Raw genomic sequence first — 17,213 nt, 5'->3', positions numbered from 1 at the left:
TTAGAATATCATCTTCGTTTAGATTGGTCGAAACCTAAAATCACCTCAGGTTTTTCTAGTAATCCATACATATGTTCTATAACATCTTTGTTTTCTTCCGGATTAGAAAGCACTAAATTGTCCCACTCATTTGGATCATTCTCATGATTGTAAAGTTCCTGTGAACCATCATAGTATTCTGTAAATCTATACGTGTTGTATTTTACTGTTGCATACACCTCTCTTCTGAAAGTGTAAGCAGGATAATCCCAAGTAACATCTGGATTTTTAAGAAGTGGCACTAGACTACGACCTTCAACTTTTTTGTTTTCAGGAAGGCCACACAAATCGAGTAGTGTTGGGTAAAGATCTATAAGCTGAACGTTTGCCTCTATTGGTTTTGTTGAACCAGATCTTGGATCCTTAATAATAAGTGGCACTTTAGTAGAACGGTCCCAGGCCGTATGTTTTTGAAATCTGCTTTTTTCTCCCATATGGAAACCGTGATCCGACCATAATACAACGATAGTATTATCTCTATACGGACTTTTCTCTAAGGCATCTAGTATTTTACCAACCTGAGTATCGGTAAAGGTGATGCAGGCCATATATGCCTGAAGCATTTTTCGCCATTGATCGTTTTTGATAGCCCAAGGTGTATCTGGATAAGAATTCCAAACTGCTTCTGCTGCTTTAGGAATATCGCTATAATCATCTTCTTTGTAAGGAGGAAGCTCAATCTCATCTAGCGGATACATATCTAAATATTTCTGCTGTACATACAAAGGCGTATGTGGCCGTAAGAAACCTGCCATTAAAAAAAACGGTTTATCGTGTTCTTGTAAAAGCTGTTGTACAGCCCATTCAGCCGTTTTATAATCACTCATTTCATGTTCTGGCTTACTTATAGGTCCCCAGTCTAGAAGTCCTTTAGAGCCAAACCAGTTTAATCTCTTTTTCTTCCCATTTTCATCTAAATTAAAATCCCATGAACCCCGACCATTTGATACGTCTACCGTTTCTTCAGGAACATGGTGATGAAGAAGTTTGCCTCCAGCCATGGTTTTATAACCATAATCTGAAAAATATTCATAAATTAATGAAGAGCCTTTCTTTTTAACGGCGTTAACAATTTCCTCATCTTCTCGCTGTATACCACCTTCTACACCAAAACCTAAACTGTGGTAATACATTCCTGACATAACACTTGCACGTGAAGGGCCACAAACAGCGTATTGACAATGAGCCGAATTAAAAAATGTGCCTTGTGAAGCAAGAACATCCATTTTAGGGGTCTTTGTTTGGTTATTTCCCATATAACCAGCCCAGTCGTTTAAGTCATCGACTGCAATAAAAAGTACATTTGGTTTTTCTTCGACCTTTACTTTTTTAGATGAAGAACAACTCGTAAAACATACTGAAGTGATGAGAAGAATAAAAATTAATTTCATAATGTATATATCTTAATAGATAATGAAAAATTATTGTTGTTTTATTAGCGTAACCACACAGGAATAGAATCGTTAGTCTTCCATTTATCGACTAGTTTATCCAAATTATCCCCTTTCCATGCTGTCGATCCTGCCGGAATAGCATCATAGTTTGGTAACCATTTTTTATGTGCTTTAATAACCTCAGAATATTTCGGATTATTTGCTAGGTTGGTATGCTCGCCAGGATCTGTGGTGTGATTGTATAATTCTTCTCCACCATCACGATAGCGTATATAACGCCAGTTGTTACTTCTTACCGCATGGTTTTTATAATACCACGTGGTTAAAACAGATCTATCTAATTTTATATCTGGTGATTGTATTAAAGGCAATAAACTCTCCCCTTCAAGCTTTGGTAATGATGGAAGATTACATAGGTCTGTTAGTGTTGGATAAATATCTAAAAGACTCACAACCTGACTACTTTTTTGTCCGTTACTTGTATGACCTGGAATTTTAAAATATAAAGGCACTTTTGTAGCTTCTTCCCAAAGCGCCTGCTTTCTAAAGTGTCTTTTTTCTCCTAAATGTTGCCCGTGATCAGACCATAACACAATAATGGTATTTTTACCATTCGGACTTTTTTCTAAAGCATCTATTACCTTTCCTATTTGTTCGTCTACAAAAGTGACACAAGCCAGATACGATTGAACTAATTCTGGTAATATTTCTTTCTTGGTCGTTACATCGCCCCACCCGCCTTTTGGTGTATAGCCATAAGCTATCGCTTTCCCCATAATAGGAATATCTTCAAATTCGTTATTAGGTACTTCGGGTACTATAATATCTTCAATAGGATACAAATCGAAATATTTTTTTGGAGCGGTATATGGCACATGAGGTCTAATAAAACCAACGGCCATAAAGAATGGTTTGTCTTGTTTTTTATTAAGTTTGTCAATAGCCCAATTTGCTATTTGTTCATCATACATCCCATCTTCTGGTATATCTTCGTCTTCTAAAGGACCACCACACAATGAATAAAACCTGTTGGTCTCTCTGTAATTTTCATTTATATTATCTTCTCCATATAATTGAACAAATTGTCCGCCACCTTTTGGAAACGGATAAAACATGGTTCCTCTATATCCAAAACCATTTTCCTTTATGCGGGGTTCCATATTATTCCAAAAATGAGGAGCATATGCGGTCCAGAAGTCATCTGTTTTATCTTTATAATCAGACTCGCCACTGTGAAATACTTTTCCCGCGGCATAGGTATTATACCCATTGTTTTTAAAATGTTCTGGAAGCATTTTATGATTTGCCATTACGGTGTCGTAATTTTTTTTCATGTTGGCTGTCGAACTATACCAACCTGAAGTTGTTGGATGAATTCCGCTTAGCAAAGAATTTCTCGAGGCTGTACATACAGGCTGAGACGCATGTGCATTTGTAAATAAAACACCCTCTGCAAAAAGCTTATCCATGTTGGGTGTTATAGCTTGTGGATGCCCAAGTAATGCACCTTCCCAATCGTTTAAATCATCTACCGAAATAAAAAGTACATTGGGTTGTGCTTTTGTCTGAGCCGAAGCAAATCCTGTTACCAAGAATAAGCTAAGAATTGTGAACATATATTTCATATTGAATACCTTGTTTTAGAATAATTGTTTGTATTAATTCGGACTCTTGGTGTTTTTCAATTTAGCTACTGCAATACCAGCTTCGCCAGCTACAGAATAATATAAATAGATATCCTTGCCATCAATTAAAAGCGCTGGATCTCTTAACTCATGCACACGATTTCTGGCAAAACCATTAACAGATTTTTGTATTGGCAGATCTACCCCCTCATACTCTGTTTCTGGCTTTAAAACTTCGGTTACAGGACCAACTTTCCAACGTGTATAATCACCATCGGAAAGCTTTACAACTGTTTTTAATATACGTTCTGGAGCATCACCTTTTTGAGAATAGTAAACCACTAACTGATCTCCGACCAAGGCTACTGCAGTATGTCTAGCATTAGGTAAAATAGTACTACCTTGTTTATAAACTTTATCTGTATGTTCTTGTTTAAAAAAGGTCCCAAATGATAACGCATAAGTAGCATTTTTATAGTCGAATACACGGAAATACGACGGACCTAAAATGGTATCGGATGCCAAAAATTCCAATCCATTTTTAGATGTACTTACAAAAGATTTTTGCAGTTTACTATTAGGCAATTTTCCATGAAAATACATTTTAATACTTTTTGATTTTTCATCGATAATAACATCTGGCGAAGCAATATGTCCCACAGCCACTGTGTTTTCTAAATCTAACACGCCAGGTTTATAAATTGTCCAGGGGCCTATTGGCGAATTAGCATAAGCCAACCGGATAAACTTACCATGATGATGCGCAAAATACATATAGTATTTCCCCAACGGATTTTCAACCCAATTTGGGATTTTTATAACCGAAGGACCATTTATATTTTCTCCTAATTTGCCTTCAAGCCCTAACATTTCCGGATATATTACTGGACCACCGTTTAGACGTACAAACTCACCCTCATTCCATGTTTTTATGTTGGAAATAGATGCACATCCTGTAGCAAAGAGGAGTAATAAAAAACTCCCGATTACAGACATTCTTAGAAGAAAACCAATGTTACTTTTCATTATTATCGAAGTAATCAATTACGTTATAAACATTTTTATTAAGCGCTTTCATTTTATCCATCATAGGATTCCAAACATCATATGTCGCATTTACAATGCCTTTATTGGCATCTATATTTGAAGGATCTACACCTTTAGCCGTAGGATCGTTATCTTGATATTTAAAATAATGCCAACCCACACAGTTTTTAGATTCTAATAAGGCTAAATTGTAATTCTGGTAAAATAAACCTCGGTCTTCTTGAGTACGAACAATCCAACCTGCACCACTTGTATTTCCCATTCCAGAATCTTCTCCCTTTGTGTAGTATTCTGTCACAATAAATGGTTTCCCTGACCATGCTTCCCAATTCACGACATCTTCTTTATCGGGAGTCCAATGGTTATAATAATTATTTGAAATAATATCTAAATACTTCCCTGCCGTTTTCATAAATTCGGCATGATTTTTTTCATCACTATAAAAACGAGCACCAATATACATGTGGTTTGGATCGTACTTTTTAATGGCTTTAGACACTATAGAAAAGTACTTATCGCCTACAAAGGCCATGAATAATTCACGATGTTCGTCTGTAATATTTTCTTTGGTAACGCCACGCTCGTCCATCCAAGCTTTAGCTGCCATATAGCCATAATCATTTTCGGGTAACCCTAAATAATTATCTAAAGCATTAAATTTAAATGGCATCTCATTATCAGAGAAATATCCAAATAAATTCGGATCGTCCTTATAAGCTACGAGTTGTTTAGCATGCTCATTGCAGAAGGTCTCAAAACCTGGATCGAACACAAAAATGGCATCGTTAGGATATCCAGTGTGCCCGGGCTGTTGAAAGGTGCCACCACGTTCACGACCGTAGGCGCTCATAAAATTCCAATTGATAGTGTAAGCAAATGGCTTATCAATTGTTTTATTTAGCGCGACAATAGCCTCTGCATCAGACCAAGAGCCGGCACAGTTAAAACCGTTGTCCTCTAACATGCTTACAGTTTCATTAATCCAATTAGATTTAGAACCAAATTTTTTTACTAACGCTTCCTTATTTGTTTTAGACTTTCCTAGATTAACACTATTTAGAGCAATATTGAAGTATTTATAACCCAAAGGATCAATACCCCACCAACGATTGTCGATTTTTTTAACATGAAAAAAGCCTGTTGCAAATTCAGTCTTCTGATTTAAATCCCCTCCATACTTACTTAATTGAGGAGATGTTTTAAGTGGCTCAAATCCGGGTAGCAAATCTAAAGTACGGGTTTTAAAAGGTTGGTAATCTTTATAACTACGGCTACCATCTTTATGATATACTTTTACTTTAGCATCTACCATAACATAATCTTTGACTGCAGAAGTGTCTCCACTTTTTTCACCTTTTTTGCATCCGGATGCAATACATATTAGGAGTATAATTAAGATGTTTTTCATATATAATATGTTATTTCTTTTTTTAGATAATTACCACTGGTAATCTTTTCCTTCTCTGCTCAATCTCCAAGATGTTTTAACTTTCTCTAAATCTGCTTCCATCTTTTTTAACAATTCTGGTTGTTCTGAAGCTAAATTTTTAGTTTCTCCTGGATCATTTTTTATATCGAAAAGCATCATCTCGTCGCCTAGATTTGGAATACATATTTTGTATTGCCCATCTATAAAAGCATAGAGATCGATATCTTTATATAGACGTTGAAAACCTGAAGCTATAGGCACTTTACGCTGACTTGTAATCTCTCCCATAACCACTGATTTTAAACTCACACCGTCTAATGGAATTTTTTTACTAGGCGACATATTTAAAAGGTCTAGAATAGTAGGTAAATAATCTACTGTTGAAGATTGAAAATCGGTCACTAAACCAGATTTAAACTGATTTGGCCATAATGCTAATGAAGGGACACGTAAACCTCCTTCATACATGTCGTGTTTGTGACCTTTAAATGGTCCCGCCGAAGCGATTCCTTTTTTAACTAATCCGCCTGAGGGTCCATTGTCACTACAGAAAAATATAATGGTGTTATCTTCAATATTATTTACTTTTAAGAAGGCTCTTAAACGTCCTATTTGGTCGTCCATAGCTGTTATAGCGCCGTATAAATGCCTTTGTTCTAATGGTAAATCTGGATATTTAGCTAAATATTCTGGACCAGCAACAACAGGTTCGTGTGGCGTATGAAACCAAATGGTTGTAAAAAAAGGTTCATTTTCAGCTATAGCCTTTTCCATAAAAGGAATAGCTCTATCCATTATAATTCTACTATCGTCTCCTTCTAGATTATCTGTTACAGGCACACCATTTTCTAAATAAATTGATCCGCCCCAAGACCCATCGTCTTCAGATCCAAATCCATTCCAAAATGATGGAGTTTTAGTAGGGTCCCATGTTGGAACCGCACTTTTTGTAGCAAATGTTTCTTCGTATCCATGAAACCACGGCGGAGAATACACACCTCTCGACTCTATTTTATTTGGCTCTATCCAACCCAGATGCCATTTTCCAAAAAAACCTGTTTTGTATCCTTTATTTTTTAATAATTCAGGAATTGTTTTTTCTGCAGGTCTCATTCCTCCTGTATGTGCAGCAAAAATGCCTTGCCTATACGGACTTCTACCTGTTAACACGCTGGCTCGTGTTGGCGAGCATAATGGCGCAGCCGCGTAGAAATTTGTAAACTTTACGCCTTCATTAGCCATTGCATTTAAATACGGTGTTATTATTTTTTCATTCCCGTTAAAGCCTACGTCTCCATAACCCAAATCGTCTGCCATAATGAGAATTACATTAGGCTTACCATTTACGTTTTGTGCATAAGACCCAAGAAAGGATAAAATAAAAACCAGTAAAGCAACTCGCTTTTTAGTACATACAACTTTCATATTATAACTTGAGATTGTCTTATTCTTGATTTGTTAAAAAAACCAAACCACCCGTTTTAAAGGCAGTTTGGTTAAACACTAATTACAAATTAATTATATCCAGGATTTTGTTCCATAGGTATTGAATTTGCATCGATGGCTTCTTGAGGGATTGGTAATAAAGTATGTCTCTCGTCTCCATTTGGAGCTCCAACTTTATTATACATTTGAAATCTCTCATACCATTTACCTAATCTTACTAATGTATATTTTCTATGCTCCTCAGAATATAATTCTCTAGAACGCTCATCTAGGATAAAATCGATATCTACATCTGCCGCTGTAATTAAACTAGCATTAGCTCTAGCTCTTAATGCGTTAATAGATTCTGCTGCTCCAGCTAAATCTCCTGTTTTCATTTGCGCTTCTGCTAAAATTAAATACGTTTCCCCTAATCTTAGGTAAACCTGATCATTAAAACTTTCTGATCCGACCTCATCTAAAGGATTAAAATAATCCCATTTTCTAGTACTTGGCCAATAATTATTTTGTTCTACTTCATCTTTACCTCTCCAATCGAAAAAGATAGTATCTCCAATAGCACGTCCAGGCGGTATTTTGTTTGGATTATTTAAAACTTCGTAATCTCTCCATGCAAAACGCCCACCCCTATCGTCTGATGGCTCATACAATTCTAGTGCATATCTTGTAGGACTTACACGTTCTAATCCTCTACCTCCATTTTCTTCATCTAAAATAATTGTACCAGAAACTCCGTCGACTACAATGTCTTGAGATCTTCCTCTGTGCCAACGTCTCATAATATTTCTACCACCACCAATAACTTCTAATTCGTGTTGCATAACCCAAAGTGCTTCTGTATTTCCTTCAGATTTATTTGAGTTTCCATCGATAAACATATCTGTAAATGGAGTACCTGGCTCACCTGCTTTAACTCCGTATCGTGAAGTTACTAAGCTAAACGGACCATTATCGATTAAGTCTTTTGCTTTAGCCAATGCATCTTCGTCTCTTCCCATTGCTAAGTACAACTCTGCCAAATAATGCGTTGCAACACCTTTTACAACTCTACCACCATCACTCTGTGTTTCTGGTAAATGTTCTTCTGCAAACAATAAATCGGCTTCCATAACTTCTCTAATCTCTGCTACAGGAGTTCTTTCCCAGCCTGTAATAATATTAGCACCACTTGATTCTTCAAGATGTAATGGTACATCTCCGAACAAGTAAGTTAGGTGTCTATATCCCCAAGCTCTAAATAAACGTGCTTCTCCTACTATGGCATTTTTTTCGTCTTCGGTCCAGTCAATACTAGGATTTTCTGCTCTATCTATTAGTGTGTTAGCGGCATTGTTTAACTCATACAACCACTCCATAAGTCTACGAGGCTCATTAGAAATAGGCGTATTTCTTTCGTTAAGTTCGTTTCCTCCTCTAGCCCATCCAGAACGTTCATTTCCATACATATTATCTGTACCTGTTACAGCTGGATCTATTAATAAATCGTTCGTGCTGTTATAAGTACCTCCTCCTCTTTCTCTTCTAAAATGAGTATATAAACCACTTAACCCTACTTCAAAACCGGACTTGGTTTCATATAAATTGTTGGCTGTAATATCGGTACGCGGATCTTCTACTAAGTAATCGTCCGAACAGCTTATAAATGCCGTTACCATGATTAGCAGTAGTAAACTATATTTTTGTGCTTTCATATTTTTAAATTTATTTTTTCTGGTTATATCTAAAAGTTAACTGTAAAACCTAGGGTATATGTTTTTTGTAACGGTACATCACGTGTTCCTGATAATTCAGGATCTAATCCACCATAATTCGTGAATGTGAATAAGTTACGCCCTGCTAGATATATTTTAAATTTATCTATACCAATCTTATCAAGTACGTCTTGATCTAAATCGTAAGAGACAGTAATGTCTTTAATTCTCCAATAATCACCACTTTCGTAAAAGTTAACACCATACGTGTTTGCATTTTCATCGTTTGCGTAGTAACTATTCGTTGGATTTTCTGGTGTCCACCAGTCTTTTAAAGTAGTGTTTCGTCTAACTTCTGTCCAAACATCATCACTTTTTAGACCGTTTTGTTTTACATGCCCAAATGCACCTTGAGACATAATATACAAGCCGAATCCCTTATATTTCATATCAATACTAAAAGAAGCTACTGTTTTAGGATCTCTTTGTCCGATAATAACTCTATCGGAATCTGTGTTTAAAACACCATCTGCTTCATCTGGAACTCCGTCTCCATCTGTATCGACTGTTAATTGATCCTTAATTTTAGCATAACCTGGTTCTGCATTTGGCATATGTGAATTGGCAATATCGTCACCTTCTTGCCACACACCATCATACTCAAGGGCATAATACACACTTATTGGTTCTCCAATAAACCATCCATTTCCGACATCGTCTATAGTTTCTGAACCATTAATGTTTAAAATTTCGTTTCTATTAAATGAAATATTTCCATCTAAATTCAGGCTAAAATCTTTTGTTCCGATGGCTTGACCGCCTAAAGCGAATTCTAATCCTTCATTACGCACACTACCAATATTTGTGCTTATCTCTGTAGCACCGTGAAACGGAGAAATCACTTGATCTGCTAATAAATCGTTTGTTGTCGCTCTATATACATCTACACTACCTCTAATTCTATTATTAAGTAAAGCATAGTCTAATCCAAAGTTTACAGCAACAGAAGTTTCCCAAGTTAAAGAAGAGTTACCCAATTCATTTTCTGGAATATATCCTGGCAACTGTACCCCATCGCTACTGACGTAAGAACGGTCGTTTAAGAATGTTAAAGACTCGTAAGGATCTATGGCTTGATTTCCATTTTCACCATAAGAAGCTCTTAATTTTAATGTACTTAAAATAGACTCCTCCATAAATTTTTCGTTATGAATATTCCAAGCAGACCCCACAGAGAAGAAACTTACATACTTATTATTATCTCCAAAAGCAGAGTATCCATCTCTTCTTCCTGTTAATGTAATCATGTATCTATCGTCGTAACCATAGTTAATACGTAACATTGATGAAAGTGTAGTTCTTTTATCGTACTGATATCCTGGCTCTATAAGTCTAGCTACATTGGCTTGTCTCCAAGTAAGTGCTTCTGTAGGGAAACCACTAGAATCTAAGTCTTGATTATCGGTTACATCGTTTTGGTAACTATATAAACCTGTTACAAATAGATTACTCTTTCCGAATTCCTTTTTATAATTAAGAATATTTTCTATAAGAACATTAGATCTAAAATCGTTTATTACACTAGCATCACCTTGTCTAGTAATACCTCTAACGGTATTTAAACCCCAGTAACTTTCTTGTCGGGTATTTGTAACCTCAACTCCAGTATTTAATCTATAAGATAAACCAGGGATGAAACCTAAATCGAAATCAAGATATAAGTTAGAAATGACCTTATATCGTTTATCTTCGTTTTGAGCTAAAGTATTTTCTAATGGATTAGTAAATGAAACATCTTCGGCCCAAGGATAAAGTGTAAGATCTCCATTATCGTCGTAACTTTTTGTTAGCGGATTCATATAATAAGCTTCACTAAATGAAGGTCCTAATCCACTCTGATCTGTAAAACTTAACTGAGTATTTGCGCCTACTTTAAGCCAATCTGTAACGTCCGAATCTACATTAATTCTAAGTGTTGAACGCTCGTAATTATCATTTAAACGTATTCCTTCAACATCTAGATATGTACCTGAAATATAATATTTAAAATTATCTGAACCTCCTGAAGCAGATAAATTGTGCTGTATAGTTTGTCCTTGTCTTAGAGATAAATCCAGCCAATCTACACCTTCACCACTGTCGTAAATACTTTGTTCAGAATCTGTGATTGAAGACGGGTCTCTAGTTAATTTAAAGTCGTAAAACTCTGAAGCAGATAAGACATTTGGTAAATTAGTTGGTCTTAAAACACCGTAATATCCATCGTAAGTTAATTTAACTTTTCCCTGTTTCCCTTTTTTAGACGTTATTAAAATAACCCCATTGGATCCTCTAGATCCGTAAATAGCGGTTGCAGAAACATCTTTTAAAACTTCCATAGATAAAATATCTGTTGGAGAGATATCTGACAAACTACCACTATATGGAATACCATCTAAAACTATTAATGGCGTGGTACTAGCCTTTAAAGAGTTTCTACCTCTAATCACTATAGAAACATCGCTACCAGACGCACTACTTCCCTGGTTAGTAACTACTACCCCTGGAATTCCTCCTTGTAAAGCTTGTGCTACGTTTGTATTTGGAACAATCTCTAAGCGCTCTTCAGCTAACGAAGCTACTGCTCCTGTAATATCACTTTTCTTTTGTGTACCATATCCTACAATAACAACTTCATCTAGTTCTGCATTATCGCTTTCCATAGTTATAGAATAAGTATTCGAATTGCCTATAACTACGTGTTTAGGTTTAAAACCTACATATGTAAAAATTAAGGTTTGTCCTGCATCTGCAGAAATAGTATAATTACCATCAAAATCCGTTACAGTACCTTTCTGGGTACCCTCGATAACCACATTCACTCCGGGAAGAGGTATATTGGCATCATCGGTAACATTTCCATTTATATTTTTGTTTTGAGCAAAGCTAAAAGCGCTAAACAGAACAAAAAACAGACATGTTAGTTTAAATAATAGTTTTTTCTTCATAAATTCTAAGTTTTAGTTAATTGTTAATCTCCTTTTTTCTTGATAATGCTTCTAGGTAATAATAATCTGCATATATCAATGGTACGTCTATCTCGGAATCCTTAGGTTTTGATCCCGTTGAATGTTTTAGTAAAAATCCTTTATTAGTCCCAATGTCATTAAAATAGGTGGTCGAAGACAGGGACTCCATAATTTTATCGGCTACATTTATGTATACGTCTTTTTCGGTTTCGGTAAAGGTGCTTAACTCAAATAAAGCCGATGCTATTACAGCTGCTGCCGACGCGTCGCGTGGTTCTGTATTGAAATCTGTTAAATCGAAATCCCAAAGAGGCACATAATCTTCTGGTAGTTTTTCAATATTTAAAATATAATTCGCAACATGCTCTGCTTGCTTTAAGAATATGGGATCATTAGTTTCTCTATAAATCATAGTGTATCCATAAAGTGCCCATGCTTGCCCACGTGCCCAAGACGATTCATCTGCATAACCTTGATGAGTGTTTTTAGAAATAACTTCACCCGTTTCAGGATTATAACCAACAACATGGTAAGAACTATAATCATTTCTAAAATGATTTTTCATCGTAGTTTTAGCATGTGTTACAGCGATATTATAAAATACAGGGTCGCCTGTTTCTTTTGATGCCCAAAACAGTAATTCTAAATTCATTAAATTATCGATAATTACAGGGAACTCCCATTTATCTGTATTGTGGTCCCAAGAACGTATGCTACCTACCTGTGCGTTAAATCTGGTTGTTAGCGTTCTCGCCGATTGAACCAATACCTTTTTGTAAGATTCATTTTTAGTCATCTCATAACCGAGTCCATAACTAGGCATCATTTTAAAACCTAAATCATGATTTGAATCGTTATTTTTTTCACTTTCTAATAAAGCGGTATAGAGTTCTGCCCTTTCCTTCCATTGGTTGTTTTCTGTTAAGCCATACATATACCATAATACACCTGGATAAAAACCACTCGTCCAATCGCGTTTACTTACCAATTTAAGATTTCCCGATGCTGTTAACGTTCTTGGAAAAATTAAGTCGCGAGGCCCTAAATTAGTGGTATCCCCTAGAGTCGGGAAATAGTTTAATTGCTGAGATATCTTTTCAATCAATTGATCTGAGTCATTACTCTTTTTTTGTTTTGAGTCGCAACCTGTGAGCAAAACAACACTTAAAATTAAAATAGCAATTTGTTTCATTAATAGAATTTTGAGTTGACCAAAACTAAGAAACAGATTTAGCTATTATTAAGACTATTGTTCCTTATTACTATTAATTATGATTCATATGCTAACATATGTTCCCAATTACAACATATGTACCACCTATTACAAAGTCTACACAAGGTCTGTCTGTATATTATTCGTATTTTGGTTCTTTAAATCGACTTCATGAAAGCTTGCTATTATTACCTCCTATTGTTTAACTTATGTTCGTTATTATTATATGGTAATAACGATCCATTTATATCTATATGCAAAGTAACTCCCGACGGTGGGGTAGCATATTCTCAAGTCACTTCTATAGTAGAAGACGACAAAGGTTTTATTTGGTTTAGCACAAACAATGGTGTGTTTTCGTACAATTCAATAGAAATAAAAAGGTACAGCCATTCGCAAAGTAATGTCTCTACATTAGCTACAAATAGAATTAATAAACTTTATAAAGACCATACGGGACAAATTTGGGTCGCTACCGAAAATGGACTCTGTAGCTATAATTCAGAATGGGATAACTTTAAAAGACATGCTATAAAAGATCAATATGAAAACAACATTGGTAAGGACATCTCTTCCCTTATTCAAGATCATGATAACACCTTTTGGTTTTCAGACGAGAATGGTTTTGGAACAATTAATCCAGAACAAAACAGAGCCTTTTATAAAACTATTGACAACAAAACAGATCGTGTAAGTTGCCTTAGTATAGACGAAAATGGTACCGTTTGGGTATTTTACAATAATGGTGATATTTACTATTTAACAAAAGGCTCTAATACGTTTCAATTTTTAACCACAGGATTAAAAAATCTAGTTAGATCTGTTCTTATTGATAAACATATCCTTTGGATAGGTTATGTAGAAAAAGGATTGCTTAGCATTAACACACTTAATGGAGAAATCATCCACCATTTTAACTCAGATACTCAGAATAAAAATTTAAAGCTACCAAGTAATCAAGTTAGAAGTCTTTTAAAAGATGATAAAAACAGAGTCTGGGTCGCTACTTATAACGGTATTGCTTTAATAAACAAATTTAAAGTTACAGACCTTATTAGTCAGCAAAAATATGCCGACTTACCAAACCATTCTATTTGGTCGTTATATAAGGATTCACAAAAAAACATCTGGATTGGCTCTTGGATGGGAGGATTGGCTTTTCATAGTGATTATAATAATTCATTTATTCGATATAACCAATCGACCACCAAAGGAGATTTAAAAGGAAACATTGTTAGTTGCTTTACCGAAACCCCAAACGAAAACGAAATTTTATTAGGTCTTGACGATGGTGGTTTAAGTCGCTTCGATTCTCAATCCGATACATTTAATACAATTCCGGTAACTTATAATGGTAAAGTTATTGAGAATATGAAATCGCTCGCCTTCGATAAAGACCAAACTTTATGGGTAGGAACATATGGAGAAGGACTCTTATATAAAGAAAAAAATAAAAGTAATTTTGAACGCCTAAAAATCCCTTTTGTCACAGGATTTCAATTTTTAGACATATTGACTACCCGAGATGGAATTTGGGTAAGTAATTATCCCTTAGGTGTATTCTTTTACGATTTTAAATCTAAAGAGATTACTCCTTTTCAACATACGCCATTAGATATTACTTCTATATCTAATAACAATGTACATCATATCATTGAAGATAAAAATGAAGATATTTGGTTTGCGACAGAAAATGGTCTCAATCTTTTAAAAAAAGGCACTTCAGAATTTATCCATTATTTTCACGACAAGAACAACTCTAAAGGTAATTCTAACAATAGTGTGTATTGCATACACGAAGATAGCGATGGTTTTTTATGGTTAGGTACAAACGGTACAGGTCTGTACAAATTTAATCCTACAACAGGTGATTTTATAAATTACACTACAAAAAACGGATTGTCGGGTAACGAAGTCTTTTCGATTTTAGAAGATAGTAATAAAAATCTATGGTTAACAACCGAGAATGGCTTGTGCCAGTTCGATAAGCAAACAAATGTTGCACAATCTTACATAACAAACAATAGTTTACAAAACGATTTATTTTACCCGATTTCGGCATTAAAATCCAAAAGCGATGATTTGTTTTTTGGTGGATCAAACGGGATGATTCGTTTTTCTCCTTCTAGAATCAAGAAAAATCCGAAACTACCCAAAGCAACAATTACTAAAATTCATGTAAATAACACCGAAATTAGTTCTCATAATAACGAACCTTTAAAACTTCATCATACTCAGAATTTTATTGGTTTTCAATTTACATCAAACAACTATATAAACCCAAAAAAGAACGTTTTTAAATACAGACTTTTAGGTTTTAACGACCAATGGATAGAAACCGATTATAACGGGAAAGCTAACTTTACAAACATCCCGCCCAACAATTATGTGTTAGAAGTTAAAACAGCTAACAACGATGGCGTATGGAACGAAACTCCAACCAAAATAGCTATAAATATAACACCTCCAATCTGGCAAAGATGGTATGCATATTTAGCCTACGGATTGGTAATATTGGTATCCATACACTTTTTTAGAAGACAAATTATAAACAGACAAAAGCTCAGGTCTGAAATTAAAATGGAAAAAGTGCATCGTGAAAATGAAGAGCAATTGCACCAAATGAAGCTTCAGTTTTTTACCAATATTTCTCATGAATTTAGAACGCCATTAACGTTAATTCAAGGTCCAGTAAACAGATTATTAAAATCGCCACTAGAGAATGAAGCGGCAAACAAACAATTACTATTAATTAAAAACAACACCGATAGATTATTACGACTTATTAACCAGTTCCTTGATTTTAGGAGAGCAGACTCTGGTAAATTAAAATTACTTCCTGTAAAAGCAGATGTGGTCTCATTCTGTAAAAATGTATACAACTGCTTTGAAGAATATGCTGTCCAAAATGGATTTCACTTTCAATTTATATCAGACAATCCAAACTTAGACATAGATTTTGATACCGATAAACTAGATAAAGTTTTAGTAAACATGCTGTCTAATGCGTTTAAATACGCGCCAAATAATGGAACAATTACAGTTTCTATTAAAAACAACGACAAGCCTATTTTTAATCCAGATTGGCACATCTATACCGTAGGAGAAACAATTAAGGAAGACTATGTTTCCATAAGTATTTCGGATTCTGGTTATGGTATACCAGAAAAAATACTCCCTCAAATTTTTGAACGATTTTTTCAGACTGAAAATAATTATAATAAAGGCACAGGTATTGGTCTTTCCTTATCGACCAATTACATTGACATGCATAATGGCCAATTAATTGTAAGTACTTTAGAAGGCAAAGGTTCTGTGTTTTGCATTTGTATCCCCAAACATCAAGAAAACACGATAAAAAACAGCGCTTATAGTTTAAAAAATGATGAAAACAGCAGTTTTACATTTGAAGCCTCTAACAGCATTAAAACAGATTTTAATACAGAAGAGCCTTCGAGTAATCAGGATGCTTTAATACTTATTACCGAAGACAACCCAGAATTATTAGACTTTTTATCTAGTAGTTTACAGAATCATTTTAGAATTGCAACTGCAAAAAACGGAAAAGAAGCTTACCAACAAACCCATTCCTTATTCCCAGATTTAGTTATTTCGGATATTATGATGCCAGAAATGGATGGTGTAGAACTATGCGCTAAAATTAAAAACGATATTAGAATTAGTCATACACCAGTTATTTTACTAACAGCCTTAGATACAATTAAAGACCGTATTACAGGTATAAATTCTGGAGCAGACATATACATTTCTAAACCATTTAACGAAGATGTTTTAGTGGCTCAAATTCATAATTTATTAAACTCTAGAAAGGTACTTCGATCACTTTTCACTTCTCAACAAGACGTTTGGGAAAATAATATTGAGGTTTTAGATTTAGATAAGAAATTACTTATTAGTGCGATAAGTGTGGTAGAAAAGAACATGAGCAACCCAGATTTCACGGTTGAAGATTTAGCTGAAAAACTGCATTTAAGCAGAACCCATTTGCATAGAAAATTAACCTCGTTAACCGATCAATCGGCTACCGAATTTATTAGAAGTATTCGTTTGAAACATGCTGTTGAACTGATGAAAGAAGGAAAATATCTGGTAAACGAAATTGGTTACGCGGTTGGCTTTAACTCTCATAATTACTTTTCAAAATCCTTTAAAAAGCAATACGGAAAATCACCTTCTGAGTTTATTAAAGACAATTTCGATGACGCATCTCCAAAACAGAATAGTTAGATAACATAAAATTATTGCGAACTACTCTAAACTAAGGGTAAGCATTGCTGCCTAAATAAATACATAAAAAATG

The 17,213-nt window shown here is 34.8% G+C and carries 9 protein-coding genes; 1 reads left to right on the top strand and 8 read right to left on the bottom strand.

Going from position 1 to position 17,213, the window contains the following annotated elements; translation table 11 throughout:
• Nucleotides 1–8 precede the first annotated feature (8 nt).
• The 8 genes from AC0UBM_RS00520 to AC0UBM_RS00485 form a co-directional block, all read right to left on the bottom strand.
• Nucleotides 9–1,430 carry a sulfatase gene (locus AC0UBM_RS00520; RefSeq protein ID WP_475687219.1) on the bottom strand — a complete coding sequence of 474 codons (1,422 nt, stop codon included), beginning with the start codon at nucleotides 1,428–1,430 and terminating at the stop codon, nucleotides 9–11.
• A gap of 44 nt (nucleotides 1,431–1,474) precedes the next feature.
• On the bottom strand, nucleotides 1,475–3,049 hold the full coding sequence (locus AC0UBM_RS00515; RefSeq protein ID WP_475687218.1) for a sulfatase: 1,575 nt from the start codon (nucleotides 3,047–3,049) through the stop codon (nucleotides 1,475–1,477).
• Between the two features lie 42 nt (nucleotides 3,050–3,091).
• The gene (locus tag AC0UBM_RS00510; protein ID WP_475687217.1) at nucleotides 3,092–4,084 is read right to left on the bottom strand and encodes a glycoside hydrolase family protein; all 993 of its coding nucleotides are present in this window, start codon (nucleotides 4,082–4,084) and stop codon (nucleotides 3,092–3,094) included.
• A complete protein-coding gene (locus AC0UBM_RS00505; RefSeq protein ID WP_475687216.1) occupies nucleotides 4,074–5,513 on the bottom strand; it encodes a hypothetical protein in 1,440 nt (479 codons plus the stop codon). Before AC0UBM_RS00505 ends, AC0UBM_RS00510 begins: the two co-directional genes overlap by 11 nt.
• A gap of 30 nt (nucleotides 5,514–5,543) precedes the next feature.
• Nucleotides 5,544–6,959: a sulfatase family protein gene (locus AC0UBM_RS00500; protein WP_475687215.1), complete on the bottom strand. Its 1,416-nt coding sequence runs from the start codon at nucleotides 6,957–6,959 to the stop codon at nucleotides 5,544–5,546.
• 89 nt (nucleotides 6,960–7,048) lie between these two features.
• On the bottom strand, nucleotides 7,049–8,671 hold the full coding sequence (locus AC0UBM_RS00495; protein ID WP_475687214.1) for a RagB/SusD family nutrient uptake outer membrane protein: 1,623 nt from the start codon (nucleotides 8,669–8,671) through the stop codon (nucleotides 7,049–7,051).
• A 29-nt stretch (nucleotides 8,672–8,700) separates the two neighbouring features.
• Nucleotides 8,701–11,658, bottom strand: coding sequence for a SusC/RagA family TonB-linked outer membrane protein (locus AC0UBM_RS00490; protein ID WP_475687213.1), 2,958 nt, complete (start codon nucleotides 11,656–11,658; stop codon nucleotides 8,701–8,703).
• Between the two features lie 16 nt (nucleotides 11,659–11,674).
• A complete protein-coding gene (locus AC0UBM_RS00485) occupies nucleotides 11,675–12,871 on the bottom strand; it encodes a glycoside hydrolase family 88 protein (protein ID WP_475687212.1) in 1,197 nt (398 codons plus the stop codon).
• A 192-nt stretch (nucleotides 12,872–13,063) separates the two neighbouring features.
• Here AC0UBM_RS00485 and AC0UBM_RS00480 point away from each other — a divergent pair, with 192 nt between their 5' ends.
• Nucleotides 13,064–17,140, top strand: a complete 4,077-nt coding sequence (locus tag AC0UBM_RS00480; protein ID WP_475687211.1) for a hybrid sensor histidine kinase/response regulator transcription factor — start codon at nucleotides 13,064–13,066, stop codon at nucleotides 17,138–17,140.
• Nucleotides 17,141–17,213: the final 73 nt, after the last annotated feature.

The sequence above is a fragment of the Formosa sp. F44 genome, from assembly GCF_056238645.1.
Note: the sequence above shows the minus strand (reverse complement) of the source record. Positions and strands in the feature narration are given on the sequence as shown.

Bases quoted from the DNA above. Each gene is read 5' to 3' on its own strand.
- AC0UBM_RS00520 (WP_475687219.1), bottom strand. From the start codon at position 1,430: ATGAAATTAATTTTTATTCTTCTCATCACTTCAGTATGTTTTACGAGT.
- AC0UBM_RS00515 (WP_475687218.1), bottom strand. From the start codon at position 3,049: ATGTTCACAATTCTTAGCTTATTCTTGGTAACAGGATTTGCTTCGGCT.
- AC0UBM_RS00510 (WP_475687217.1), bottom strand. From the start codon at position 4,084: ATGAAAAGTAACATTGGTTTTCTTCTAAGAATGTCTGTAATCGGGAGT.
- AC0UBM_RS00505 (WP_475687216.1), bottom strand. From the start codon at position 5,513: ATGAAAAACATCTTAATTATACTCCTAATATGTATTGCATCCGGATGC.
- AC0UBM_RS00500 (WP_475687215.1), bottom strand. From the start codon at position 6,959: ATGAAAGTTGTATGTACTAAAAAGCGAGTTGCTTTACTGGTTTTTATT.
- AC0UBM_RS00495 (WP_475687214.1), bottom strand. From the start codon at position 8,671: ATGAAAGCACAAAAATATAGTTTACTACTGCTAATCATGGTAACGGCA.
- AC0UBM_RS00490 (WP_475687213.1), bottom strand. From the start codon at position 11,658: ATGAAGAAAAAACTATTATTTAAACTAACATGTCTGTTTTTTGTTCTG.
- AC0UBM_RS00485 (WP_475687212.1), bottom strand. From the start codon at position 12,871: ATGAAACAAATTGCTATTTTAATTTTAAGTGTTGTTTTGCTCACAGGT.
- AC0UBM_RS00480 (WP_475687211.1), top strand. From the start codon at position 13,064: ATGAAAGCTTGCTATTATTACCTCCTATTGTTTAACTTATGTTCGTTA.